Below are 24,715 nucleotides of genomic sequence, written 5' to 3' on the forward strand. Positions count from 1 at the left end.
GTAACGAACAAACGTTCCCTTGTTGCCTAAAATGCGGGTTCCGTCGGCGAATTAGAGTATAAAACTTCCCTTGTGACCCGATTTCACCCCCGATCGAGTGGATCCAGACCCAACAAGGGAAATATTGTTTGCTGGATGGCGCCGTGATCATCGATTGGGGCGATTAGCGAACAAATTCGCCTCTATGCTCACGGTGGTCCCACCCAATCCACCCAATCCACCCAATCCACCCAATCTGCCCAATCTGCCCAATCTGTAGCTGTTTAATTTTGGATTGTGCATTCTACACGCACAATCCATCTTTTGCTTCGCCTTGCTTCCCGGATGCCCCAGTTCCGTTTAGTTGGCAGACTATTGGCTCATACTGGTACGGAAAGCGAGGAATGCCAGTTGAGTAGACGAATCGAATCAGGCCTTGTGGTCGCGATTGGGGCCTTGACAGTGCTGACCACGGCTACCGTGATACATGATCAAAATGCAGGGACGACCGCGAGCGATCCGGTTGCGAGATGGGTCAGTCAGGGCTGGAAACACGTTGAGTCGTGGATGAATAACCAAACCACAACGCCTGTGATTGCCAAACCTTCGCCGCCGGCGAAGGAAACAGGATCGAGGTCAGCTGGCACTGCGAATGCAAATGCGACCGGGGAGCCATCCGCGCCACGGCAGCCGTCTTCGCAAGATGTGGTGAAAGGTGCTAACAGTGCTCTGCCACAGCCGCGAGCGACAGCAGTGACAGCTTTGACCGGAGAGCGGTCGGCTTCAACCGCAATGAGTCAGCTAGGTTCGACACTGCAACTTCAGGGGTGGACCACTGCTGATGTTCAGGCTTTGAGCGGAATCATCACGAGGCTTGTTGCTTCCATGACACCTTCAGACTGGACGAACGTCGAACAGGCACTTGGATCGTCTAATTCGACGGCGGCGCAACAAGAGTTGATGAAGGTACTCAATACGCACTTGAGTACGACGGATAAGCAATGGCTTTTGATGCACTTTCAGGGACGTGCTGCCTTTTCCAAAGTCGACGTTCAACTGTTGCAACAGGCTGTTCTTGAATTAAAGAACGATCTCACTTCTGGTGAACAAACGTTGCTGCAGCAGCAGGTAGGGCAGTTGCTCGGCGGCACGGCATCGGCTCCGTAGTGTGGAACGGAGTATTTTGGCCAAACGTGAATCTGCCCTCTTGGACGGAAGAGGTGCTCGCGTGCAATTGGACCGAAGAGGTGCTCGCGTGCAAGTACAAACTGCATAATTGACTCATCGGATAACCGCCCCCCTTGCTCTCGCCGACTTGACGTGACATGATTGTCATTGTGCCGAAGTGGTGCACGAGTCATTGAACACCTTGAATGGAGCAAAGGAGTATTCCATGACGACGAGAACCGGAATTCTGGCAGCAATGGAAGAAGAGTTGGAAATCCTCCTCCACGCACTCGAACTTGAAGAAGCAACAGAACAAGCCGGTGTGAGATTTTACACCGGAAACCTGGATGGAACGCCGGTTGTACTTGGTGAGTGCGGGATTGGCAAGGTTAATGCTGCCTTGGCGACCACGCTGATGCTGCATATCTTTTCTCCCTCGGTGGTTCTGAATACAGGCACTGCAGGTGGTCTTAGGGACGAATACGATGTTGGTGACATTGTCTTAGGTGAGATTGTTTCCTACCACGACGTGGATGCCACTGCATTCGGTTATGTGTACGGCCAGGTCCCGCGAGAACCAGCCACGTTCGCAGCGGATCCCACGCTTTTGTCGAGCGCTCTGCAAGCTGGGAAAGATGTTGCTGGCGTGTCCGTACGTACAGGGCTGATAGCCTCAGGAGATGTCTTTCTTGGCGATGTGCAAGCGCGCGAACTCGTACGCTCAAGGTTTCCAAACGTGGGAGCTGTAGAGATGGAGGCGGCCGCGATAGCCCAGGTGTGCCATCATTTTAACATCCCGTGCCTAATCGTTCGTGCGGTATCTGATTTGGCTGGCAATGATGCACGCATGACGCATGAAGAGTTCTTACATATTGCTGCAGACAACTCAGCGCGGCTTGTGATGGCGACGCTGAAAAAGTACTACGATCCGAGCTGAAATATCCCGGAGAACGGGTCCTAACTCTGAATTGTCCATCGGGTGATAAATTTTTCGCCCATGTTGTTTGTTCGTGGCACGCCGGATCCATGCTCAACATACTATACCCTGACTGTATCCCATTCTTGTAGACCGACCGACAAGGAGGGATCTAGACATGGCATCCGGTGGTGACCTGCGGGGAAAATCGTTGCTCACAAACCGCGAGCGAGAAGTGTTTGAACTGCTTGTGCAGGACAAAACAACGAAAGAAATCGCAAAGCAATTATTTGTGAGTGAGAAAACGGTTCGCAATCACATCTCTAATGTCATGAAGAAGCTCAATGTGAAAGGGCGCTCACAAGCCGTCGTTGAGCTGGTTCGCCTGGGAGAGTTGAGCATATGACATGGAAAGCCCCTACATCTGGTAGGGGTTTTTCCTTTGATTGACGGTTTTTGTGGAACGGTGGTACAATCTTTGCGGATAAAAGCGAATTGAGTAACTTCGATTTGAGGTGTGGTCGTGGAGGCTTCGTTGCCTGTTCACGTAGTCGAAATTGAGCAGGAGTTACGCCAGATTGCAGGAGTTGTTCGAAGGCGGGGTCGCTCATTACTGGAGCAGTTTGGGATAACGCCGCCGCAGTTCGACGCGCTCGTCATCCTTGACAGAGCGGGAGATCTGACTATCGGAGAACTCAGTAATCGGCTTTATCTTGCATACAGCACAACAACGGACTTGGTCGACCGACTTGAGCGCGCTGGATTCGTTGTCAGGTCTCGCGATACAGCAGACCGCAGAGTCGTACTGGTTAAGCTTCAAGAGAAGGGAAAACAAGTGATTGAGCGGGTCCTTGACGCGAGACGAGCGTATCTCGGGGTCGTGCTTGAATCTCTGGATGAATCCGAACGACTTCAAATTCTCAAGGTGCTGAATGTACTTCATGATCGCATGCTCGGTACTGAGTGACGCTGTGCCCGACGTGGCACAGCGTTGTGTTTTCAGTCGACTTTTTAAAGAGTTGCCAAAACTCTTCTGCGATCAAACGCTCTGCGTGATTTGAGAAACGATAGCCGGCTTACAGCATACGGTGACTACATAATGTTTGGGAACGGAAGGATGAAGGCTGTGCAACCCGGCTTACCGATAGGGATTTTTGACTCTGGTGTGGGTGGACTCACGGTTGCGTCCGCGATTCGCGAATGGCTGCCGCATGAGTCCATGATTTATTTTGGCGATACGGCACGCTGTCCATACGGCGACAAGACACCTGAAGAGGTTCGCGGATTTTCAGTACAAATTTGTGATTTCCTCGTCGAACAAGGTATAAAGATGCTTGTGGTAGCCTGCAATACTGCGACTGCTGTCGCGCTGCCGTTGCTTCGCCAGCGGTATTCGGTACCCGTGGTTGGTGTCATCGAACCAGGTGCCAGTGCTGCTGCCAACGCGACAACTCTCGGCCGGGTTGGTGTGATAGGGACGCTTGTGACCATTCACAGCGGAGCGTATGAGCGTGCAGTGAAGAGGCTGCGGCCTGATGTCGAGGTATACAGCCTTGCTTGTCCAAAGTTTGTTCCTCTCGTCGAGAAAGGGGAAACCACGGGACCTTTGGTGGAAACCTTAGTCAAAGAAACGCTGCAGCCTTTACTGGACCAACAATTGGACGCACTCGTCCTCGGTTGTACACACTATCCACTATTGCAAGATACGATAGCCAAAGTGGTTGGGCCTCGCGTCAAGTTGATTTCCTCAGCCGAGAAAACTGCTCTTGAGGTTGGTCGGGTGCTGAAACAGCAACATCTCGAAGCTTCTGACCCGCCCCCTGGGAATCACGTGTTTTACACGACCGGGGACGGTCACCGGATGCGTGCTTTTCTGGCGGGGTGGCTCGGGATTCAGGAACATGAGGCTGATGTACGTCGTGTCGACTGGGCACTCATGGACGGAACAGGATCCCAATTTGAGCAATGATATGATAGCATAGACGCCATACAACTTGTCTGGAGACTGCGGCTGAATCTGACGCCGCAGTCTGTCGTCAGAAGGAGTATGTCGATGCAAAGGATAGTCGTGGCAAGCAAAAACAATCATAAAATCGCGGAGTTCCAAGCCATTCTGTCGCCGTGGAAACTGGATGCGACGGGGTTGCCTCAAGATGTGCCGGAGAGCCCTGAAAACGGTTCTTCATTTGAAGCCAACGCGATAGAAAAGGCCGTTTTTTATTCGTCGTTTGTCGACGGATGGGTACTCGCCGATGACTCCGGCTTATGCGTGGATGCGTTGGCGGGGAGGCCAGGAATATTTTCGGCTCGTTACGCAGGGGTGCACGGGGATGACGCGGCGAATCGACAAAAGCTCCTTGCGGACCTTCGTGAGGTTCCTGATGCGGCACGCACGGCATCTTTTGCGTGTGCCATTGCCGTGTTTCACCGTGGGCTCGGTCAGGGACTCGTCGTTCGATCCGATGTTTTGGGATCCATTCTCACCGAGGAACACGGCGAGGGTGGCTTTGGATACGACCCGCTGTTTTATCACCCTGAGTCTGGCAAGACCTTCTCCGAATTATCCGCAGAGCAAAAGAACCGCCTGTCACATCGGGCAAAGGCGGTTGAACGATTGATGGCGCAATGGAAGGGGGAGGCGTCTTATGCGTCTCTGTCTGGTGAGTGACAGTCACCGTCATCGCCACGAGCTGTTACGGGCGGTGAAAACTCTGCAACCCCTTGACGGCATCCTTCATGCGGGAGATGAAACGTCGGACGCTGCATGGCTCATGGAACGTGTGGACTGGCCCGTTTACGCCGTGGCGGGCAATTGGGATGCAGTTACATCGGCATTCCCTCACGAGCGCATCCTTAACTGCGGTCTCAAGGTGTTGCTGACTCATGGACACAAGCTGCGTGTTAAGGAAGGACTCACTCAATTGCAACAACACGCTGACGAGATCGACGCGAAGGTTGTCGTCTATGGACATACCCACAAAGCGCAGACGGTTGTCTATAACGGGCGGTTATACGTCAATCCAGGAAGTCTCGCGTCACCACGTGGAGGCAGGGAACGCACCTGTGCCTTACTTGAGATTGAATGTTTGAGAGACGAAGAGTATTATCAGGTTCGTGCCTCGCACGTGACGGTCCAGGGAGATATTGTACATTCGTTTCTCCATACCTTTCATCCAAGGTCTTCAGATAATCGGACTTGATCTCAGGCGTGTTCATCGTCTAAACTGTTTGAGTGCACCACAGCACTGTGTTTGGTTGTTTTGACGGACAGAGCTTCGCCAACGTAATCTTGCGTGTGCAGTTCAAATGTATATCTTGCGCGTGCAGTCGAAATGTAATCTTGTGTGTCCGGTTAAAATGTAAATCTTGCGGGTGTAGTTCAATGGTAGAACTCCAGCCTTCCAAGCTGGTAGCGTGGGTTCGATTCCCATCACCCGCTCCATGTCTCAGTAGCTCAGTAGGATAGAGCAACAGCCTTCTAAGCTGTGGGTCGGGGGTTCGAATCCCTCCTGAGACGCCAGGTCCATGACACCTTTTGGTGCCGCTGTATGATGATATGCATCGTGCAGCTGTGTAAATGCCTGCATCTGCGATTTGCGCCTGTGCGCAGCGGATGCGGGCTAATGGAACGAAACAAGAGACTTCGGTTCATGGCGAAGCTGTGTTTTGGGGAGGAACTTTAGATGACAGCCAAGTGGGAAAAGACAGAGGCGAACGTCGGTGTCCTCGAGGTTGAGGTAGACTCCGCGCGGTTCTCGGAGGCACTAGACTGGGCCTTTAAAAAGATTGTTAAACAGGTGAACATTCCTGGGTTTCGGAAAGGCAAGGTTCCCCGGAAGTTGTTCGAATCTCGTTTCGGGGTAGAATCGCTTTACCAAGATGCAGTAGATTACGTATTGCCGACTGCTTATGAATCAGCTGTTCGTGAAACGGGCATTGAGCCGGTAGACCGTCCAGCTGTCGATGTGGTACAGGTGGAAGCAGGCAAGCCACTTATCTTCAAGGCGACCGTTACTGTGAAACCGGAAGTCGTCCTTGGTGAATACAAGGGTGTCGAACTGCAAGACAAGGAATTCGCCGTGAATGATGAAGCTGTTGCGGAAGAGGTCGAAAGCATCCGTGCAAGCCACGCGCAAATTGACGTTGTCGAAGACGGAGAAGTGCAGCAAGGCGATACGGTTGACATCGATTTTCGCGGAACAGTCCAAGGCGAAGAGTTTGAGGGTGGCGAGGCAGAGAACTATCAACTTGAAATTGGATCCGGTATGTTTATCGCGGGATTCGAGGAACAGTTGGTTGGCCTGAAGCCTGGTGAAGAGCGCGACATTACGGTCACCTTCCCGGAGGACTATCATGTCAAGTCCCTGGCCGGGCAAGAAGCCCAGTTTGCGGTCAAGCTTCACGACATTAAGCGCAAGTCTCTGCGCGAGTTGGATGACGAGTTTGTCCAAGAAATCAGCGAGTTTGAAACGGTTGATGCGTTCTTGGAAGACTTGAAGAAACAGCTTGAAACCAGAAAGACGGAAGAGCACAAGCGGTACCTCGAAGACGAGGCTGTAAAGGCAGCTGTCGCTGCTGCACAGATCGATGTGCCCCAGGCGATGATCGATCATGAAGCGGATCACTTGGTAGACAACTTTGCGCAACAACTTCAGATGCAGCAGATTCCGCTTGATGCGTATCTTGAGTTCACGGGTATGACACGAGATGAACTGCGCAGCCAATTTGTCGAATCTGCAGAGCAGAGTGTTCGCACAGGTTTGGTGCTCGAAGCCATTGCGAAAGCCGAAGGCCTTGAACCGAGTGAGGAAGAACTTGAGGCGGAATTGCAGAAGATTTCCGAGTCAGCGAGTCTGCCGCTTGACCGTGTCAAGCAAATGCTCGCCATGCGGGATCCTGGATTTGAGTCCATGAAGGCTGACCTGAGGAGCCGCAAGACAGTCGAATTGCTGGTTGAACATAGCAAATTAGTGTAAATTGATGTACAATAACCCTATATCGGTTACGATGATGAACAAGGCACGTACTACGTGCCTTGTTTTCTCAAATACTACCGATACCCACAACATCTCGACTGTGCCTGCGTAAGAAAAGTACCCCAGTCGTACCAAAGTTGTGCATCTTCGCTCTCGGGAGGGAAAATCATGAGTCTGACTCCGATTGTCATCGAGCAAACGAGCCGTGGAGAACGGTCGTATGATATTTACTCACGTTTGCTGAGAGACCGCATTATCATCCTTGGTACTCCCATTGATGATTTTGTGGCGAATTCGATTGTGGCGCAGTTGCTGTTCCTCGCCGCAGACGACCCCGATAGAGATATCCAACTCTACATTAATAGCCCTGGCGGCTCAGTCACTGCCGGTATGGCTATCTATGATACCATGCAGCACATCAAGGCTGACGTTTCCACGATGTGCATCGGAATGGCTGCCAGTATGGGAGCGTTCTTGCTTGCTGCAGGTGCTAAAGGTAAGCGCTATGCTCTTCCAAACAGCGAGATCATGATTCACCAGCCTCTGGGCGGAGTACAGGGTCAAGCGTCTGATATCAAGATCCACGCCGATTGGATGTTAAAGACGAAGGAAAAGTTAAACCGTATCTTATCCGAACGTACAGGGCAACCGCTCGAAACGGTGGAACGTGACACAGACCGCGATAACTTCATGTCTGCTGTGGCTGCGAAGGAGTACGGTTTGATTGACGATGTGATTTCTCCACTGCACAAGTAAGGCGTTCGTAAGATGCGGTACAAAAGCTGCCGCATAGGTTACAATGAAGGTGTGCAGGAAACGCTAAGGAAATCAGACAGCAGCTTGGTTGAGGATCGCACTCACGCGCACGACTCGTGTACCTCAGACCCCGACGACGAGTATCTTCTTTAGGGAGGGGATAGTGAATGTTTAAATTTAACGAGGAAAAGGGCCAGCTCAAGTGCTCGTTTTGTGGCAAGACACAGGAACAGGTGCGGAAGTTGGTTGCTGGACCTGGTGTGTATATCTGTGACGAATGCATCGAGTTGTGCAATGAGATTGTAGAAGAGCAACTGGGTGAAGAAGAGGAGTTCGACCTAAAGGAAGTACCGAAGCCGACCGAGATCAAGACCATCCTCGACCAGTACGTGATTGGACAGGAAGCCGCAAAGAAATCACTGTCCGTAGCGGTGTACAACCATTACAAGCGCGTCAACAGTGGAACGTCCAAGAATGATGACGTGGAACTCTCAAAGAGCAACATCATGCTGATTGGCCCTACCGGAAGTGGTAAGACCCTGTTAGCACAGACATTGGCCCGGATTTTAAACGTCCCATTCGCCATTGCAGATGCAACTTCCTTAACGGAAGCTGGCTATGTGGGCGAGGATGTTGAGAATATTCTGCTGAAGCTGATTCAAGCTGCTGACTACGATGTGGAGAAAGCCGAGCGCGGCATTATCTACATCGATGAGATCGATAAGATTGCACGAAAGTCCGAAAACCCTTCCATTACAAGGGACGTTTCTGGTGAAGGCGTCCAGCAAGCATTGCTGAAGATTTTGGAGGGCACTGTGGCGAGCGTTCCTCCCCAGGGCGGGCGCAAGCATCCACATCAAGAATTCATTCAGATCGACACCACGAACATTCTGTTCATCGTTGGTGGTGCATTCGATGGAATTGAGACCATCATCAAACGGCGTTTGGGCCGGAAGGTCATCGGTTTTGGTTCCGCGAATGCGTCCGTAGACACCTCAAACAACGTGTTGTCCAAGGTGTTGCCGGAGGATCTGCTTAAGTTCGGCTTGATTCCTGAGTTTATCGGGCGCCTGCCAGTCTTGACGACGCTTGAAATGCTCGATGAGGCCGCTTTGAAGATGATCTTGACCCAGCCAAAGAATGCGCTGGTGAAACAATTCCAGAAGCTGCTCGAAATTGACGATGTCGTCCTTGAATTCCACGAGGAAGCTCTGGACTTCATTGCCAAAGAAGCTATCAAGCGGGGCACCGGCGCCCGTGGACTGCGTGCCATCATCGAGTCCATTATGCTTGATGTCATGTATGAGTTGCCGTCGCGGGATGATGTGAAAAAATGCATCATTACGCGTGAAGCTGCAGCGGGTGAATCTGGCCCGACATTGCTTGGCAAGGACGGTAAAACCACAAAGGTCGTTCGCAAGTCCGAAGAGACTGCGTAAGACGTCTGTTGTTTCCTAAACTTCACAGCCAGCACAAACGTGCACCCTCCGGCGCCCGGGCAGATACCCGCGGCGCCTTAGTTTATTGATGGCGAACCCTGGCAATACTAAACCTATGATTTGCCGCAAAAGGGAGGGGACATCACGTGAGTGCAACCGTTTTAGCAGTGATCCAGATATTTTTTGCGGTTGTAATTGGACTGTACTTCTGGAATCTGTTGAAAACACAGAACAGCAACCGACATGCAATCGAACGAGAATCCAGGAAGGAACTAGACAATCTACGAAAGTTGCGGACCATTTCGCTCAGCGAACCGCTCTCTGAGAAGACACGTCCTGCATCCATGGATGATATTGTTGGACAGAAAGACGGATTGAAGGCACTGCGGGCAGCGCTTTGCGGGCCAAATCCACAACATGTCTTAATCTATGGTCCTCCTGGCGTGGGTAAGACGGCGGCAGCTCGTGTCGTATTGGAAGAGGCGAAGAAGAGTGTGCAATCTCCGTTTCGATCCGACGCCAAGTTCGTAGAAATTGACGCTACTACAGCTCGCTTTGACGAACGAGGAATTGCCGACCCGCTGATAGGGAGCGTACATGACCCTATTTATCAAGGCGCTGGCGCAATGGGCATGGCAGGTATCCCACAACCAAAGGCTGGAGCGGTCACCAAGGCTCACGGCGGGATCCTGTTCATTGACGAGATTGGAGAACTGCACCCGATTCAAATGAACAAACTGTTGAAGGTGCTGGAGGACCGGAAAGTGTTCCTTGAGAGTGCGTATTACAGCAGCGAGGACTCTGGTATACCGGCTCACGTTCACGATATCTTCCAAAACGGTCTGCCGGCCGATTTTCGGCTTGTCGGGGCGACAACGAGATCGCCCGAAGAGATCCCTCCAGCCATCCGCTCGCGGTGTCTGGAAGTCTACTTCCGCCCGCTGGGACAGGGTGAGATTTACACAATTGTTGAAAAGGCTACCAAGAAGCTCAATATGCCGATGGCGACAAAAGCGATTGAAGAGATCACGAAATATGCAACGAACGGCCGAGAAGCCGTCAATATGGTCCAGATAGCTGGTGGATTGGCATTAACCGAACAGCGAAAAGAGATTAATCTTGAAGATGTGCAGTGGGTTATCCAGTTCAGTCAAATCAATCCGCGACCCGATCGGCACGTGAATCCGAAGCCTCAAATTGGGGTCGTCAATGGCCTCGCGGTAGCTGGGCCAAGTACAGGTCTGTTGCTGGAGATTGAGGTTACCGCTCGGCGTGCAGCGGGCCCGGGTAAAGGGTCTGTGACCATGAGCGGTTTGGTTGAAGAGGAGACGATGAGCTCCGGCGGTCGCAGTATTCGTCGTAAATCAATGGCAAAAGCGTCGTTTGACAACGTTATCACGGCTTTACACAAGGTGATGGGAATTGACGCGAGAGACTACGACCTTCACATCAACTTCCCGGGTGGGATGCCAGTGGACGGTCCGAGTGCCGGAATCGCAATGGCAACAGCCATATACTCCGCGATTCGAGAGGTTCCTGTGTCAAACACGGTCGCAATGACTGGTGAGATTTCTTTGCGCGGGTTTGTCAAACCTGTTGGCGGTGTCACCGCAAAAGTGGAAGCAGCCATGCAGTCAGGCGCAACGACTGTGTTAATTCCGAAAGAAAACTGGCAGGAGACGTTCCTGCATGTTGGTGAAGGGTGTCGCGTAGTGCCAGTCGAACGGTTTGAAGACGTGTTGCGGTTGGCTCTTGAAGGCGGAGTTGAAGAGCTGCAACTGTTTGATGCATCGTCTGTAGCGGCGGCACCGATAAACAATCCAACGTCGTTTCCTGCAAGTCATTAAAAGTCAAATGTGTGCCCCTCAGTCCTTTTGTTGGACTGGGGGATTTTTTATGCGCTGTCATGGGGCTGAGGTAAATCGGCATGTCTGTTCCGCTCTGTTCAAACTCAATTACGGAGAATTACAGATATTTTTCAGGGTAGGATATGCACTGATGTGCCTTGGCTTTATTAGACTTCGGTATGGTGATTCTGTACAATGTAGGCCAAACAGTATTTGTTCTCACACATGGAAAATGGTGGTTAGCTCTGAATCAATGTGCTTTACATAGTCTGTACCAGGCAACTGGTGCAAGTGAGATGTAACGGGGGTGGACAGATGTCGGCAGACAGTAAACCAAACAACACGTTTCCTTTGTTGCCTCTGAGAGGTCTGCTCGTGTTTCCTTCGATGGTTTTACACTTCGACGTTGGGCGTGAGAAGAGTGTCAAGGCGTTGGATGAAGCGATGCTCGGCGATCACTTGATTGTCCTCACATCGCAAGAAGACGGCCAACTGGACAACCCCACGGCTCAAGACCTGTATTCAGTGGGTACCTTGGTACGTGTCAAACAGATGATGAAGCTCCCGAACGGCACGATTCGTGTTCTGGTTGAAGGTGTGGAAAGGGTAGCCATAACACGTTTTACCCGTGAAGACGATTTTTTTGAAGTTCGCGTAAAGCGTCATAAAGATGTGAAAAAGCCCAGTGAAAATCAGCCGGAGATCCAGGCCTTGGTGAGGTCTGTTTTGCAGCAGTTTGAACAGTACGTGAAACTGTCTAAAAAAGTGGAGCAGGAGACGTATGCCTCTGTGACGGACATTGAAGACCCGGGTCGCCTGGCCGACGCAATCGCTTCAAACCTGCCGCTGAAGGTCAAGGATAAACAGAGTATCCTTGAGGCATTTCCGGTCTCGGATCGCTTGGAAAAGGTTCTACAAATCCTCTCTGACGAACGAGAAGTCCTTGAGCTGGAACGAAAGATTCACCAACGCGTTCGTTCACAGATGGAACGAACGCAAAAAGAATACTACCTGCGTGAGCAGATGAAGGCAATTCAAAAGGAACTTGGTGACCGCGAGGGGCGCGCCGGAGAAGTGGAAGAGCTGCGTGAAAAAATGGCACAGAAACAGATGCCTGAAACGGTTGAACAACGTCTGCAAAAGGAATTAGAACGGTTGGAACGTATCCCGTCGAGTTCCGCAGAAGGCACTGTGATTCGAACCTACATTGATTGGATTCTCGCCCTGCCATGGAGCGAGTCGGCAGAATCCAGTGTCAACGTGGCAAAGGCAGAGGATGTCCTGAATCGTGAGCATTTTGGACTGACCAAGGTGAAGGACCGGATCCTTGAGTTTTTGGCCGTGTCGCAGCTGGCGAACAAGCTGGTTGGGCCGATTATCTGTCTAGCGGGGCCGCCTGGTGTTGGCAAGACGTCACTGGCAAGGTCGATCGCGACATCCCTGAACCGGCCATTCATGCGCATCTCACTCGGTGGGGTGCGGGACGAGGCTGAGATTCGGGGACATCGCAGAACGTACATTGGGGCCATGCCTGGGCGCATTTTGCAGGGGATGAAGCAGGTTGGTGTGAACAACCCCGTGTTTCTGCTCGATGAGATCGACAAAATGGCAAGCGATTTTCGCGGCGACCCAACCTCGGCAATGCTCGAGGTGCTCGACCCGGAACAGAATGCGAACTTCTCGGATCACTACATTGAAATCCCGTTTGACCTGTCTCAGGTCATGTTTATCACGACCGCGAACGACATATCCATGATTCCAGGACCGCTGCGGGACAGGATGGAAGTCATTCAACTGTCCGGATACACAGAGGTCGAAAAACTGGAGATTGCCAAGCGGCACCTGTTGCCACGACAAAGAGAGGTGCACGCTGTCGGTGGAGACAAGCTGAGAATGTCAGATGCTGTGTTGCTCAGCGTCATTCGTGACTACACGCGCGAAGCTGGTGTGAGGCAACTTGACCGCGTGCTTGCATCGATTACCCGCAAGGTTGCCCGTAAGGTCGCAAGGGGTGACAGCAAGCGAGTCACCATAACTGCCAAAACACTTGAGGAACTCCTTGGTCCGCCGATCTACAAGTACGGCATGGTCGAAGACGAGGATCAGGTCGGCGTGGTCACTGGTCTTGCGTGGACGCCGGTCGGCGGGGACACTTTGACGATTGAGGTGTCGATTGTGCCCGGCGGCGGCCGAGTCGTGCTCACGGGATCGCTCGGGGACGTGATGAAAGAAAGTGCACAGACGGCACTGTCCTATGTTCGGTCGCGCTCACGCGATTTCGGTTTGGATAAGGACAACTTTGATAACTCGGATATTCATGTTCATGTTCCTGAAGGAGCGATTCCGAAGGACGGACCGTCGGCCGGTATTTCCATTGCGACAGCTATTGCGTCGGCATTCACGCTGCGGCCGGTCAATCGCTTTGTGGCAATGACCGGAGAGATTACCCTGCGAGGTCGGGTTTTACCGATTGGCGGACTGAAAGAAAAAGCACTCGCTGCACATCGGGCGGGCATTCGTACTATCATCATTCCGGAAGGCAACCAAAAGGACTTGCGGGACATTCCGGAATCGGTGTTGCAGGACGTCAAATTCGTACCCGTCAAACACATGGACGAGGTGCTTCAGACAGCCCTGCGAGATCCGCTCGGAGAAGCACCGCGCATCGGAGGCCTGATGGCCAATTATGCAGAGGTGCTCGACGAAGAACCTTATCGCGAGGATGGAAGGCATCAGTGAAAATAAAGAGCGCCGAATTTGAAATCAGTGCTGTGCGACCGGGGCAATGGCCCGATGACGGGTTGCCGGAATTTGCTTTTGTGGGACGGAGTAACGTCGGAAAGTCATCCCTGTTGAATCGCCTGCTCGGACGAAAGTCACTGGCTCGCGTGTCACAGAAACCGGGAAAAACACAGCAGATTAACTTTTTCCGGATTAATGAGCAGTTCCGCTTTGCCGACCTTCCGGGGTATGGCTATGCCGCCGTCAGTAAAGCGGATCGGGCTCGCTTTGCGAAAATGATGGAGACGTATTTGACTTCTCGGGAACCGCTTGTCCGCGTGTTCCAACTTGTGGATATCAGGCACCCACCGATGCCGATGGACATCGAGGTCAACGAGTGGATGCGCCGCAATGGGCTGGCGGTCACGGTTGTGGCGACAAAGCTCGATAAAGTGGGAAAATCGCACCAAGCGAAGGCTGTACGGCTGATTCGCACGGAAATGAACAAACCGGAGTCCATCCGCCCTGTATCATCCGAAAAGGGGCAAGGGATTGATGAACTGTGGTCGGAGATTGAGACCCTTGTGGCCACGGCACAAGAGCAAACCGTCTTTGAAGGCTCATTAAATGTCTCGTTGGGGGACTCGGGGGCGCCTTCTCCGGAATCGGATACTCGGGTCAGCAATCCACATGCTGACGAAAATCAGTAGGCAACCGATGTAGCCGCTCAGTGACAGCGTGTTATGAAACGACAGCCATCCGATGATGGCAGCAAACACAGGCTCCATCGAGAAGATAATGGCGGTTTCTGTGGAAGATGTCGATTTTTGGAAAAATGTCTGTGCGAAGTAGGCGAAAGCAGTCCCAGGCAGAGCGCAGACGATTACGGCAATCCAGACAATCGGATAGGAAAAAGCATGAACAGCAAACGCGTCCGGAATAAGAGGACGATGGAACCTGGCGGTGGGAAGGAACAGACTCGCTGCACACCATACGGTGACAACGGCAATCTGAACCGTCGTTACGGCGAGGGCGTTGAGCTCAACCGTGTAACGTTCCGTGTAAATGATCTGAAGGGCGAGGAAGATACTGCACAGGAGTACATACAGGTCGCCGACGTGCAGGCTGACGATATCTACACCGGTCAATAACCCGAGCCCAACCAGCGCGACTACGGCTCCAATCCAGCTGCGCGGATGGGGGATGGATTTTAAGATCGGATAGGCGAGCAGCGGCACGATGACGACACTCAGCCCGGTGAGAAAACCAGCGGTGGCCGGAGTCGTGGTTTTCAGACCGAGGGTTTGAAAACCAAATCCGCCAAACAACAAGGTGCCAAGAAATGTACCCGCAATCCAGGTTTGTTTGGTGAAGGAGCGGCGCACGGATGGGACAAGCAAGGCACCAACCGTGAGGACAAGAGCAGCGGTAAAGAAGCGTGCCGTGAGGTAGGCGAACACGCCGATATGTACGAGCGCACCCTTGGTTAAACTGAAGGTGGCGCCCCAGACGAGTGTAACCAACAAAAGCGTAATGGTAGCTGTCCAGCGTCTTGGAGTCTGACCTTGTATATTCATGAAGCAAAGTGTACACATGGACTTACTTTTCGGTCAATGGGGAAGTCTACGGATTGTAACAGCTTCGACATAATTCTCGTGTTATAATAGAATCCGTACCCTACGACTATAGGTTTCATAGTTACTAAGGAAGTGATTCTGCGTGCATATCGTCGCAGTCGGTCTAAACTATCATACAGCTCCTGTCGAAATTCGCGAACGTGTCAGTGTTGCGGATTACGAATTGGATGATCTCCTAGCAGCACTTCGGAACACACATACGGTTCTTGAGTGTGTCGTTGTATCGACATGCAACCGGACTGAAATATACGCTGTTGTGACCACAGCCCATGCCGGCCAGGACTACCTAGCTACGGTACTGGCGCGCAGGGCCGGTTTGTCACGTGATGAGATGATGCAACATTTGTACACGCACACGGGATCCGATGCCGTGGAACATCTGATGCGTGTGACTTGCGGTCTCGACTCAATGGTGATCGGAGAGACCCAGATTCTCGGTCAGGTACGCAGTGCGTATCTCGTTGCGCAGAGTGTGGAAGCTACCGGCGTCTTGTTAAACCAGTTATTCCGCCGCGCGATTCAGCTCGGGAAGCAGGCTCAGTCGGATACAGAAATTGGTCAAAAGCCCGTTTCTGTCAGCTATGCTGCGGTTCAACTAGCAAAGAAGATATATGGCGATCTACGGGGGAGTACAGCCTTGGTCATCGGGGCTGGATCGATGAGCCGGTTGTCAGCGCAACATCTCCAAGCGGCTGGCGTACAGCGACTTGTGATCACGAATCGGACCTTTGAGCGTGCCCTGGAGCTGGCTGCGTCTGTCGGCGGTACCGCTGTAACGTGGGAGCAGTTTCCTGACGAGTTGGCTAAAGTCGACATTGTGATCTCGTCGACCGGATCGCCAACACCTGTGTTGACGGCGGAACTGCTGCGCGGGGCAATGAAATCACGTCGTCGTAAATCCGTCCCGATGACTTTAATCGATATTGCCGTCCCGCGAGACCTCGAACCGGCAATCGGTGAACTTAAGAACGTGTATTTGTACGACATTGATGACCTTGAAGGCGTTGTTGAGGCGAACTTGCATGAACGCGAAAAGCAGGCTCAGGTCGTGATGCACATGGTGCGAGAGGCATGCGAAGACTACGCAAGGTGGACTGCAGAGCAGGAAGTGGTCCCGCTGATTGCTGCGATTCGTGAGAAGGGAACCCGCATCCAGGCGAACGTCATGGAAAGCCTGGAGCGCAAGTTACCGAACCTGAGTGAACACGACAAAAAAGTGCTGCAAAAGCACACGATGAGTATTGTGAACCAAATTCTGCGTGATCCGATTCAAAATATGAAAGAACTTGCGATTGCCTCTGGTGGAAGCGCGCATGTTCGTGTGTTTGCGGAGCTGTTCGGCGTATCCGCCCAAGACATGGCTTCGCAGCACTCACCGATGGGACTTGTTGATTGTGCTGCAACGGACGGTGGGATAGACACGCCTGGGTTTGTTGAACTGGTACGTCAATGGAGTGAAAGTCTGTTGCGCGATCTGCAGGTCTCCGACGAACCGAGGCCGCTCGTGCGCCCTGCCTTGCGCTAAGGAGGCACTCTATGCTTTGGGGTCGTGCGTTATTTGACGCCTTTGTCGCGCTTTACGCCGTGAGCCTGGTTTTATTATTCATCGAAACGGTACAACCACGCAGGGCCGTCAATAGAGCGGCCCTTGTTTTGCTATTTGCCTCATTTTGCTTAGAGACAGGATTTTTTCTTCGGCAGTTGTGGCAAAGCGGGACGGTTCCGTTATATACCCCGTTTGATGTGGTGTTGCTGCTTGTATGGTTTATCATGCTTGTGGCCGTCGTCGTCAACGCCCTCTTTCGGGTTGATATTCTGGTGTTTCTGGCGAACTTGCTCGGATTTTTGATTGTCGCATTTGCGGCATTTGCATCGAGCGGACATGTCGCGTACACGGCTCCCAAGGGGGATTTGCTCGCCCTCCATATCGCTATGGCCGTTGGAAGCTACGGCGCCTTCACCTTTGCATTCGTATTTTCTGTGATGTATCTCTTGCAGCAACGCATGCTTCGTTCAAAACGCTTTGGGCACTTATTTTTTCGGTTACCTGCCTTGCACAAACTCGACTTGAACGCAACGCGTTCGCTGATTTTGGGGTTCGGATTGCTGATTGTGGCCATTATCCTCGGCGTTGTTTGGGGAAAACTGACAACAGGCTGGCGATTCTTCATGGACCCCAAGGTATGGAGTACCGGGATCGTCGCGGTGATGTACGGGATTCTGCTTACTCTTCGGCTGAGGATGGGTTGGGGTGCGTCACGTTTGGTCTGGTATAGTATAGTATGTTTCATTGGACTCGCTATCAACTTTATCCTGATCAGCAAGTTTTCCATTTACCACCGGGCCTTATAGAGAAGGGATGGTCACTGTTGTCGAAAATCCGTGTTGCATCAAGAACCAGCGCTTTAGCGATGACCCAGACAAAATGGGTGATCGCGCGGCTTCAAGAGTTGTCTCCTGATAACGAGTTTGACATTGTGCCAGTCGTGACGAAAGGCGATAAAATCGTTGACGTAACGCTCTCAAAGGTAGGCGGCAAAGGGCTGTTTGTCAGTGAAATCGAAGAGACGATTTTGTCAAAGAGTGCGGATCTGGCGGTCCACAGTCTGAAGGACGTGCCTGCTGAGCTCGCACCGGGGCTCACATTGTCTGCATTCCCTGTCCGGGCCGATGCACGGGATGCTTGGATCTCGAAAACCGGGGAAGACCTTCGTTCTATTCGGCAAGGCGCACGGGTCGGTACCTCTAGTCTCCGTCGAGTAGCCCAGCTTAGACGAGTCAGACCCGACTTGGACATAGCGTCCATTCGCGGAAATATCGATACTCGGCTTCGCAAGATGCGCGATGGTGAGTTTGATGCCATTGTGCTGGCGGCGGCAGGATTGCAGCGTATGGGGTGGGAACACGAGATCACGGCCTATTTGGAGCCGGAGATGTGTCTGCCGGCGGTTGGGCAGGGGATCCTCGGTATTGAGTGCCGTGCCGATGACACCGAGTTGTTGGGACTCTTGTCACAAATCAATGACGAACTGACACACCTCGCCGCGATAGCTGAACGCAGCCTGCTCTTCTCACTCAATGGCAGTTGTCAGGTGCCGATTGCAGGCTACGCAGTCGTTTCTGGCGACAAGTCCACGGTTCGTTTGCGTGGCCTTGTCGCCAGTGTCGACGGTCACACCATGCTGACTGCCGAGCATGAGGGCTCTGACCCTGTCCAGGTCGGCCTGAAGGTTGCGGCTGACCTGCGCGAGCACGGTGCAGACGTACTCCTTGCACAGGAACAGACTGACTGAAAGACCGGCCATGAAGTTCCTCCGAGGGGGGTGGCTCGCACGGAAAACTTAAGTGGCCTCTGCGTTTTACTGACAAGGGAACCGAAAGACAATCAAGAACTGGCCAAACGCATCCGGAGTTTAGGCGGGGCTGTGGTGGAAAGCCCATTAATTCAGATTGTGCAGCGTCCAGGCGAATTACTTCGACAAATTGGCCGCGGCCGGGCGCTCATAGAGGCGGAAATTGGCCGTTGGTTCGAGCAGTTTACCGGTCTCGTGGTGACGTCTGCGAATGCCTTGGATTCACTGCGCGATGTTTTTGAACGCTTCCCCGGTCTGGCTGCTCTCTTGCCTTGCTTTGTGGTCGGGGCACGGTCAGCGAAAGAAGCTCAAAAGCTTGGCCTTCGGGTTATACATCCTCCGGAGGTGAAGACAGCTCATCACTTAGCCGTGTATTTATCCGAACAACGGGATATCGGTCCAACGTCCGGGATGCGGTTTCAAGAAGCCCCGCGTCGATTGCTTTGGCTGCGGGGAAGCCTTGCCGATCTTTCCTTTAAACACTACCTGGAAGAAACCGGCTTTGTGGTTGAAGATGTGGTGTGTTACGACACCGTTGCCATCGAGCTGTCCAGGCTTGCGTGGGACGAAGTGAGAGCTGGCCGTGGAGTCGTCGTGTTTTACAGTCCTTCAGCAGTGTCTGCTTTTCTTGGCAGTCCTGTCGTACAGGAGCACCCGCTGCAAGGCGAGTTAGATGTGATTGCCATTGGTCCGACGACGGCAAAGGCTCTTTCGGATGCAGGAGTGTCAGGGGTGTTCATGGCCCTAGAGCCACGTCTTGAAGGCGTGATAGACACGCTTTTAAAAGTCCATGAAAAAACTTATCAGAGGAGAGATTCAAGTGAATCCACTAGATAATCATTTCCCGCCATTTCAACGCCATCGCCGACTTCGCGCTTCTGGTCCGTTGCGGAGCCTCCTTCGTGAAACGGAAGTATCTGTTGGAGATTTAATCTTGCCGATGTTCGTTCAGGAGGGACTCTCCGGAAAAGAAGAGATTGCGTCTATGCCTGGGGTTTATCACTTTGGGCTTGATAATCTGCGACGTGAAGTGGACGAACTTGTACAGCTTGGCATTCCGGGGATTATTCTGTTTGGAATTCCGCTCGAAAAGGACGATGAAAGCTCCAGCGCCTATGCGGAAAAAGGGATTGTCCAAGAGGCGATTCGTGCCCTGAAACGGGATCATCCTGAGCTGTTGGTGATGACCGATGTGTGTTTGTGCCAATATAACCCGGCAGGACACTGCGGGATTGTTCGCAATGGCCAAATCGTAAACGATGACAGCCTTCATTTGATTGCTGAGACTGCATTGTCCCACGCGGCGGCCGGTGCAGACATTGTCGCACCGTCTGACATGATGGACGGGCGGGTTGCGGCCATTCGTCAGCGTCTGGATGCCCACCATCTTGAGAACGTGTCGATTCTCTCTTACGCGGTAAAGTACGCGAGCGCCTTCTACGGTCCATTTCGGGAGGCTGCTCATTCGACACCCGCGTTCGGAGATCGGCGAACGTATCAAATGGATCCTGCCAACGCACGCGAAGCTCTGCGCGAGGCGGCTTCGGACGTCGCTGAAGGGGCTGACATGCTGATGGTTAAGCCTGCACTGTCATATCTCGATGTCACGCAGCGGATCCGTGAACGATTCGATCTGCCCCTCGCCACTTACAATGTGAGCGCGGAATACAGTATGGTGAAGGCTGCCGCAATGCAGGGGTGGATCGATGAGCGCGCGATTGTCGGTGAAATCCTGACTTCGTTCAAACGCGCCGGTGCAGACTTTATTCTGACCTATCACGCGAAAGAATTCGCACAGTGGCAACGAGAGGTAGAATAAGACCAAGAACGAGGCCTGGTGAAGGGGTCTGAGTTTCGTTGTTCATGGGCAGATTGTCTCAAGAATGCTGTAAAACATCGACACAGAGGCAGGTGATTGTTGGTGAGAAAGGCGTCAGAGAAAGCATTTGGGGAAGCGCAAAAAGTCATGCCAGGCGGTGTCAACAGCCCTGTACGGGCATTTCGTGCTGTAGGGGGCACGCCGTTTTTTGCGGACAAAGGGGAAGGTCCCTTTCTCTTCGATATCGACGGGAACAGGTACATCGACTACTTGTTGTCTTGGGGACCACTGATTTGGGGGCATGCGCATCCTGAAATTGTCCAAGCTGTGCAAGCTGCCGCAGCGAAAGGGACCAGTTTTGGCGTGCCGACGACGCTGGAGACCGAAATGGCCCAAGCGGTAATTGACGCTGTACCCTCCGTGGAAATCGTGCGAATGGTGAACAGCGGAACCGAAGCCACGATGAGCGCTTTGCGGTTAGCACGGGCGTTTACCGGTCGCCAGTATATCGTGAAGTTTGAAGGGTGTTATCACGGTCACGCGGACAGCCTGTTGGTGAAGGCAGGCTCCGGGGTGGCTACCCTCGCTCTGCCTGACAGTCCGGGCGTGCCAAGTGCAACTGCTCAGTCTACACTCACGATTCCGTACAATGATATTGCAGCGGCTGAAGCGCTGTTTGAACAACGTGGACATGAAATTGCGGCCGTGATTGTGGAACCTGTAGCGGGAAACATGGGTTGTATCCTTCCGGTACCGGGATTTCTTGAAGCTTTGCGCCGGATTACCGCAGAACATCAGTCACTGCTGATTTTCGACGAAGTCATGACTGGGTTTCGTGTGTCCTTTGGCGGTGCTCAAGAGCGGTTTGGAATCGTTCCTGACTTGACGACATTCGGTAAAGTCATTGGCGGCGGGTTGCCGGTTGGTGCCTACGGTGGAAGACGGGACATCATGGCCATGGTTGCCCCTGCAGGTCCGATGTATCAAGCCGGTACATTGTCGGGAAATCCCCTCGCCATGGCAGCCGGTATGACGGCGCTCCGGATGCTTAAAGATGCGGGGAGAGACGGGTTGTACGCCGGCCTTGAAACTCGCGGCAAGCAAATTGTGGATGCATTTATAAATGCTGGGAATAAACACGGCATCCCGACTTCAGGTCACGCGATTGGCGGTATGTTTGGACTATTCTTCCACAGCGGTCCCATCACCAACTATGCAGAGTCCAGCGCATGCGATAAAGAACGATATGCTCAGTTCTTTCACGGAATGCTTAATGCCGGTATCTCGCTTGCCCCTTCGCAACAGGAGGCAGGGTTTATGTCCGCTGTCCATGGTGATAGAGAACTAGCCGAAACCATCGAGGCGATAAATAAAGTCTTTGCTGAGTTATAACTCGAGAAGCAGCGTGCTTGGCACTTTGTCAAACTCATTTTCGTTGGTATAAACAGGGTCGCCCTTTGTCGATAAGGGCGACCCTGTTTGCTTCAGTTGCGGTTTCGACATATTGAAACTGAGCCAGGCATAGAGTCATACAGTGAGGCACAAGTGCTTGTGCAACGAGTTTATTGGGTGCGCACTTGTGCGAGGGAGGGAGAGTTGGTGAGCGAAGCGGATCGAACCGGACAAATACGTCTGGCAGTAGACCAGGAAGTGTTCATCGAATCGGTACAGCAGGATCATAAAGTCGAAGATGCCAATGTTGCCACTGAAGTAACTTCTTTTGAACGCGCCGGTGACGCGTACGTCTTGGAAGGAGCCATTGTGTTTGCTGCGTACTTGACGAAGGCGGAAGCCGGACCTGATGGCGCACCTTATTCGAAACATGTTCATCATCGGATGCCGTTTACGCTCCGGGTCCCGACGCAGTTTCAACCACGCGGTGTCGTCAACGTAGCAAGCCGCATCTCGGACTGGCAGCTCGACGTCATTAGTGACGGGTGGCTGCGGGTTCAGGCTGCACTGAGTATTGTCGGTCTGAACGGCAAGCACGGATACCATTTCCAGTGCGGGGCTCAGGAAGAAGGCGACGTGCTGTTTGGAGCTCGTGTGCCGGCCGCTGAGGCAATGGATGCCGCTGAGGTAGCAGACGACATCAATGCAAGCGCCGCTGATTCAGAACAACTCGTGGAAGACAGTTTTGAACTCGTACGCGGAGATGGGGCACGTGACTTTGAAAGTGCACCGGAGTCCAAGCTTGACAATTTGGCTAGTCAGGTGAGTCAAGCCCGCGGCGGCGTCTCGGAAGGACAACCTGGTGACGAGAAACCGGCAGCAAATGTCAGCGCAGCTGCGCAGACGGATGCTGTACCGGAGCAACCTTCTGTGCGAGACGAGCTCGTGAACTTGGATAAGCACGTGCAGACGGGGCTCGATGAGACAGAGGGTGCAAACCTATCTTTGCACCAGTCAGAAGCGACACCGCATGCAGAGGCGGAATCCTCTGAGTTCGAGTTTCAACATCAAGTTGACTTGAAAAAAGTCCCGCTGCGGGCAGAAGAACCACCCTCCGATGAGACGTCTGCTGAGCTGCAACCCGCCGTTCAAGCCAAGGACGAGTCATTTGTGGCTTCGCGGGGATTTTCTGAGGACGGGTTTCAGGCAACGTCTGGATTTATCCCAACCGTCCGAGTCGGCGCGCAGGCATCAGACAATGAACCTGACGAGGAGACCAGTCCCCCTGAGAACGACCAGCGCAGCGCACTTGTCGACACGTCTTTGTGGTCTTTTGTAGACTTTAACGCACCGGACAACTACTACACCTTGAGGTATGTCATCGTGATGGACGAAGAATCTCTCGGTTCCGTGGCTGAACGGGTTGGTTGCAGCGAGGGAGACCTGCTTCGAATGAACCGCATCAACAGTGACTCCGTCGCTGCCGGACAAGTGTTGAAGGCACCAGGACGGCCTGCCATGTCTCCTTCTTGATAAGTCCACAGAGGGGGAGAGCACCAGTCAAAGCCTGACCAAGCAAATTGGTGCGTAACAAACTCGAGGGCTGCTCCCGGATGGTACGGGGGCAGCCCATTTGAGTTTTAGTGAGCCTAAGGGGCGCCGAGGAACATGGTTACGAACACAATGAACAAGAGGAGCAGAATGATGAGGTCGAGGGCGCTGGGCCACAGGATCGCTCGCAAAAACAACAAGAAAATCGCAATCGCAAGAAGCAGTTTGACAAATCGCGCTAAAGCGTAAAAGAAGCCCATAAGATTCCCTCCTGTCGATGTATATGCGTGTTTGGGAGGACGTTTGCATCAAGTGACAAGTTATCGTGTTGTTTGGTAAGATGGGACAAGATGTGTACGCTTGGGGGTAGTCGAGGTATGAGTAATGACGGTTTACAAGCAGGTATTCGAAATGGTATTTATTGGCGTTTTCTCAGCATCGCTGTAGTGGCCGTAGCGGCGCTCCAGGTTGTCGCCAAATACGCCTTGCACTATCCAATTTCGCAAAGCCTTCCACTCGCTGAATTGGTTGTCGCGTATCTCGTCATTCCGAGGGCCAAGGAGCGTCGGCTGATGAACGCCATTATCGGTGTTCTTGCAGCATTTGTGATTGGCGTACTGTTGGAGATTTTTGTCCCGGGCGAGATGCAGACTGCTATCGCCAAGCACCAATTGATGACCTACATTAAGTTTTACGTGCTTTTCCCGCTGTTGCTCGGACTCGTCGTGGCTTTCGCTTATCTTAGGCTGACAGAGTGGTCTGAAAAAAAACGAGCTACAATCGAGGCCAAGCGAAACCGTGAACGAGCTGACAGCGCGCCGCCACCACCGGTACGCCGACACAGTAAAAAGAAAAAGAAGCGGCGCCGTTAAGCACTTTAAGCGCAAACACGCTTGACAGTTCGGGTGCCGAATCAGTACTATACTACATAATCACTATGTCGACAGTTGTGAAAACAGCACGGAATGAGTTGTCCAAACTCGATAGTTACATGAATGACGTGTTGCAGTGAAGAGAAGGAGTAGGCGGGTCATGGCTGTCCAGAGAGTCTGGCGAATGCTGCGAGTCAGACCAGTGCATCCGGCCGAACGTCGTCTTGGAGCAATGTTGTCCGCAGAAGCGGACACCGGATCATCCCGTTATCGATGACGAGTGTTCTGGT

At 52.7% G+C, this 24,715-nt stretch carries 23 protein-coding genes, 2 tRNA genes and 1 other annotated feature (1 of these 26 cut by a window edge); of the genes, 23 read left to right on the forward strand and 2 right to left on the reverse strand.

Going from position 1 to position 24,715, the window contains the following annotated elements:
- Positions 1-390: 390 nt before the first annotated feature.
- The 15 genes from AN477_RS13145 (at position 391) to yihA (ending at position 14,511) form a co-directional block, all read left to right on the forward strand.
- A complete protein-coding gene (locus AN477_RS13145; protein WP_054969627.1) occupies positions 391-1,146 on the forward strand; it encodes a hypothetical protein in 756 nt (251 codons plus the stop codon).
- A 226-nt stretch (positions 1,147-1,372) separates the two neighbouring features.
- Positions 1,373-2,083 carry a 5'-methylthioadenosine/adenosylhomocysteine nucleosidase gene (locus AN477_RS13150; protein WP_054969628.1) on the forward strand — a complete coding sequence of 237 codons (711 nt, stop codon included), beginning with the start codon at positions 1,373-1,375 and terminating at the stop codon, positions 2,081-2,083.
- Between the two features lie 157 nt (positions 2,084-2,240).
- Positions 2,241-2,468, forward strand: a complete 228-nt coding sequence (locus tag AN477_RS13155; protein WP_054969629.1) for a helix-turn-helix domain-containing protein — start codon at positions 2,241-2,243, stop codon at positions 2,466-2,468.
- 129 nt (positions 2,469-2,597) lie between these two features.
- Positions 2,598-3,029 (forward strand): MarR family winged helix-turn-helix transcriptional regulator, encoded by a 432-nt coding sequence (locus tag AN477_RS13160; protein WP_083486285.1) that lies wholly within the window; start codon positions 2,598-2,600, stop codon positions 3,027-3,029.
- 132 nt (positions 3,030-3,161) lie between these two features.
- Entirely contained in the window at positions 3,162-4,031 is an 870-nt protein-coding gene (gene murI / locus AN477_RS13165; RefSeq protein ID WP_245631820.1) for a glutamate racemase, read from the forward strand.
- A gap of 84 nt (positions 4,032-4,115) precedes the next feature.
- On the forward strand, positions 4,116-4,730 hold the full coding sequence (gene rdgB, locus AN477_RS13170; RefSeq protein ID WP_054969631.1) for an RdgB/HAM1 family non-canonical purine NTP pyrophosphatase: 615 nt from the start codon (positions 4,116-4,118) through the stop codon (positions 4,728-4,730).
- A complete protein-coding gene (locus AN477_RS13175; RefSeq protein ID WP_054969632.1) occupies positions 4,708-5,262 on the forward strand; it encodes a metallophosphoesterase family protein in 555 nt (184 codons plus the stop codon). Before rdgB ends, AN477_RS13175 begins: the two co-directional genes overlap by 23 nt.
- A 168-nt stretch (positions 5,263-5,430) precedes the next feature.
- Positions 5,431-5,504 (forward strand) — tRNA-Gly (locus AN477_RS13180).
- A 1-nt stretch (position 5,505) separates the two neighbouring features.
- Positions 5,506-5,582: transfer RNA gene (locus AN477_RS13185), tRNA-Arg, on the forward strand.
- A 163-nt stretch (positions 5,583-5,745) separates the two neighbouring features.
- Positions 5,746-7,038 carry a trigger factor gene (tig, locus tag AN477_RS13190; RefSeq protein ID WP_054969633.1) on the forward strand — a complete coding sequence of 431 codons (1,293 nt, stop codon included), beginning with the start codon at positions 5,746-5,748 and terminating at the stop codon, positions 7,036-7,038.
- 168 nt (positions 7,039-7,206) lie between these two features.
- The gene (clpP, locus tag AN477_RS13195) at positions 7,207-7,794 is read left to right on the forward strand and encodes an ATP-dependent Clp endopeptidase proteolytic subunit ClpP (protein ID WP_054969634.1); all 588 of its coding nucleotides are present in this window, start codon (positions 7,207-7,209) and stop codon (positions 7,792-7,794) included.
- A gap of 167 nt (positions 7,795-7,961) precedes the next feature.
- On the forward strand, positions 7,962-9,233 hold the full coding sequence (gene clpX / locus AN477_RS13200; protein WP_054969635.1) for an ATP-dependent protease ATP-binding subunit ClpX: 1,272 nt from the start codon (positions 7,962-7,964) through the stop codon (positions 9,231-9,233).
- 146 nt (positions 9,234-9,379) lie between these two features.
- The gene (lonB, locus tag AN477_RS13205; protein ID WP_054969636.1) at positions 9,380-11,080 is read left to right on the forward strand and encodes an ATP-dependent protease LonB; all 1,701 of its coding nucleotides are present in this window, start codon (positions 9,380-9,382) and stop codon (positions 11,078-11,080) included.
- 315 nt (positions 11,081-11,395) lie between these two features.
- A complete protein-coding gene (gene lon / locus AN477_RS13210; RefSeq protein WP_054969637.1) occupies positions 11,396-13,819 on the forward strand; it encodes an endopeptidase La in 2,424 nt (807 codons plus the stop codon).
- Entirely contained in the window at positions 13,816-14,511 is a 696-nt protein-coding gene (gene yihA / locus AN477_RS13215) for a ribosome biogenesis GTP-binding protein YihA/YsxC (protein WP_083486269.1), read from the forward strand. Before lon ends, yihA begins: the two co-directional genes overlap by 4 nt.
- Here yihA and AN477_RS23815 read toward each other — a convergent pair.
- Positions 14,425-15,378: a DMT family transporter gene (locus tag AN477_RS23815; RefSeq protein ID WP_169787892.1), complete on the reverse strand. Its 954-nt coding sequence runs from the start codon at positions 15,376-15,378 to the stop codon at positions 14,425-14,427. The genes yihA and AN477_RS23815 overlap by 87 nt on opposite strands.
- Before the next feature lie 142 nt (positions 15,379-15,520).
- Between AN477_RS23815 and hemA the strand changes: the two genes are divergently transcribed.
- The 7 genes from hemA (at position 15,521) to AN477_RS13260 (ending at position 23,535) form a co-directional block, all read left to right on the forward strand.
- Positions 15,521-16,963, forward strand: a complete 1,443-nt coding sequence (gene hemA, locus AN477_RS13230) for a glutamyl-tRNA reductase (RefSeq protein WP_054969640.1) — start codon at positions 15,521-15,523, stop codon at positions 16,961-16,963.
- Positions 16,964-16,974: 11 nt separating this feature from the next.
- Entirely contained in the window at positions 16,975-17,790 is an 816-nt protein-coding gene (locus AN477_RS13235; RefSeq protein ID WP_054969641.1) for a cytochrome C assembly family protein, read from the forward strand.
- 17 nt (positions 17,791-17,807) lie between these two features.
- Positions 17,808-18,731: a hydroxymethylbilane synthase gene (gene hemC / locus AN477_RS13240; protein WP_054969642.1), complete on the forward strand. Its 924-nt coding sequence runs from the start codon at positions 17,808-17,810 to the stop codon at positions 18,729-18,731.
- 30 nt (positions 18,732-18,761) lie between these two features.
- On the forward strand, positions 18,762-19,628 hold the full coding sequence (locus AN477_RS13245; protein WP_054969643.1) for a uroporphyrinogen-III synthase: 867 nt from the start codon (positions 18,762-18,764) through the stop codon (positions 19,626-19,628).
- On the forward strand, positions 19,612-20,610 hold the full coding sequence (gene hemB / locus AN477_RS13250) for a porphobilinogen synthase (protein ID WP_245631821.1): 999 nt from the start codon (positions 19,612-19,614) through the stop codon (positions 20,608-20,610). The genes AN477_RS13245 and hemB overlap by 17 nt, the downstream gene beginning before the upstream one ends.
- 99 nt (positions 20,611-20,709) lie before the next feature.
- On the forward strand, positions 20,710-22,002 hold the full coding sequence (gene hemL, locus AN477_RS13255) for a glutamate-1-semialdehyde 2,1-aminomutase (RefSeq protein WP_054969720.1): 1,293 nt from the start codon (positions 20,710-20,712) through the stop codon (positions 22,000-22,002).
- A 207-nt stretch (positions 22,003-22,209) separates the two neighbouring features.
- On the forward strand, positions 22,210-23,535 hold the full coding sequence (locus tag AN477_RS13260) for a LysM peptidoglycan-binding domain-containing protein (protein ID WP_054969645.1): 1,326 nt from the start codon (positions 22,210-22,212) through the stop codon (positions 23,533-23,535).
- Between the two features lie 116 nt (positions 23,536-23,651).
- Here the strand turns inward: AN477_RS13260 and AN477_RS25050 are convergent, their stop codons facing one another.
- A complete protein-coding gene (locus AN477_RS25050; RefSeq protein ID WP_169787894.1) occupies positions 23,652-23,813 on the reverse strand; it encodes a hypothetical protein in 162 nt (53 codons plus the stop codon).
- 117 nt (positions 23,814-23,930) lie between these two features.
- Between AN477_RS25050 and AN477_RS13265 the strand changes: the two genes are divergently transcribed.
- Complete coding sequence (locus AN477_RS13265) at positions 23,931-24,425, forward strand: hypothetical protein (RefSeq protein ID WP_054969646.1); 495 nt, start codon at positions 23,931-23,933, stop codon at positions 24,423-24,425.
- A gap of 127 nt (positions 24,426-24,552) precedes the next feature.
- Positions 24,553-24,715, forward strand: a binding site (T-box leader) (it continues 97 nt past the right edge of the window).

The organism is Paenalicyclobacillus ferrooxydans, from assembly GCF_001399675.1.
Classification (GTDB): Bacteria; Bacillota; Bacilli; order Alicyclobacillales; family Alicyclobacillaceae; genus Alicyclobacillus_B; species Alicyclobacillus_B ferrooxydans.

Bases quoted from the DNA above. Each gene is read 5' to 3' on its own strand.
- clpP (WP_054969634.1), top strand. From the start codon at position 7,207: ATGAGTCTGACTCCGATTGTCATCGAGCAAACGAGCCGTGGAGAACGG.
- AN477_RS23815 (WP_169787892.1), bottom strand. From the start codon at position 15,378: ATGAATATACAAGGTCAGACTCCAAGACGCTGGACAGCTACCATTACG.
- rdgB (WP_054969631.1), top strand. From the start codon at position 4,116: ATGCAAAGGATAGTCGTGGCAAGCAAAAACAATCATAAAATCGCGGAG.
- tig (WP_054969633.1), top strand. From the start codon at position 5,746: ATGACAGCCAAGTGGGAAAAGACAGAGGCGAACGTCGGTGTCCTCGAG.
- lon (WP_054969637.1), top strand. From the start codon at position 11,396: ATGTCGGCAGACAGTAAACCAAACAACACGTTTCCTTTGTTGCCTCTG.
- clpX (WP_054969635.1), top strand. From the start codon at position 7,962: ATGTTTAAATTTAACGAGGAAAAGGGCCAGCTCAAGTGCTCGTTTTGT.
- AN477_RS13150 (WP_054969628.1), top strand. From the start codon at position 1,373: ATGACGACGAGAACCGGAATTCTGGCAGCAATGGAAGAAGAGTTGGAA.
- murI (WP_245631820.1), top strand. From the start codon at position 3,162: ATGTTTGGGAACGGAAGGATGAAGGCTGTGCAACCCGGCTTACCGATA.
- AN477_RS25050 (WP_169787894.1), bottom strand. From the start codon at position 23,813: ATGGGCTTCTTTTACGCTTTAGCGCGATTTGTCAAACTGCTTCTTGCG.
- AN477_RS13265 (WP_054969646.1), top strand. From the start codon at position 23,931: ATGAGTAATGACGGTTTACAAGCAGGTATTCGAAATGGTATTTATTGG.
- AN477_RS13155 (WP_054969629.1), top strand. From the start codon at position 2,241: ATGGCATCCGGTGGTGACCTGCGGGGAAAATCGTTGCTCACAAACCGC.
- AN477_RS13175 (WP_054969632.1), top strand. From the start codon at position 4,708: ATGCGTCTCTGTCTGGTGAGTGACAGTCACCGTCATCGCCACGAGCTG.
- AN477_RS13235 (WP_054969641.1), top strand. From the start codon at position 16,975: ATGCTTTGGGGTCGTGCGTTATTTGACGCCTTTGTCGCGCTTTACGCC.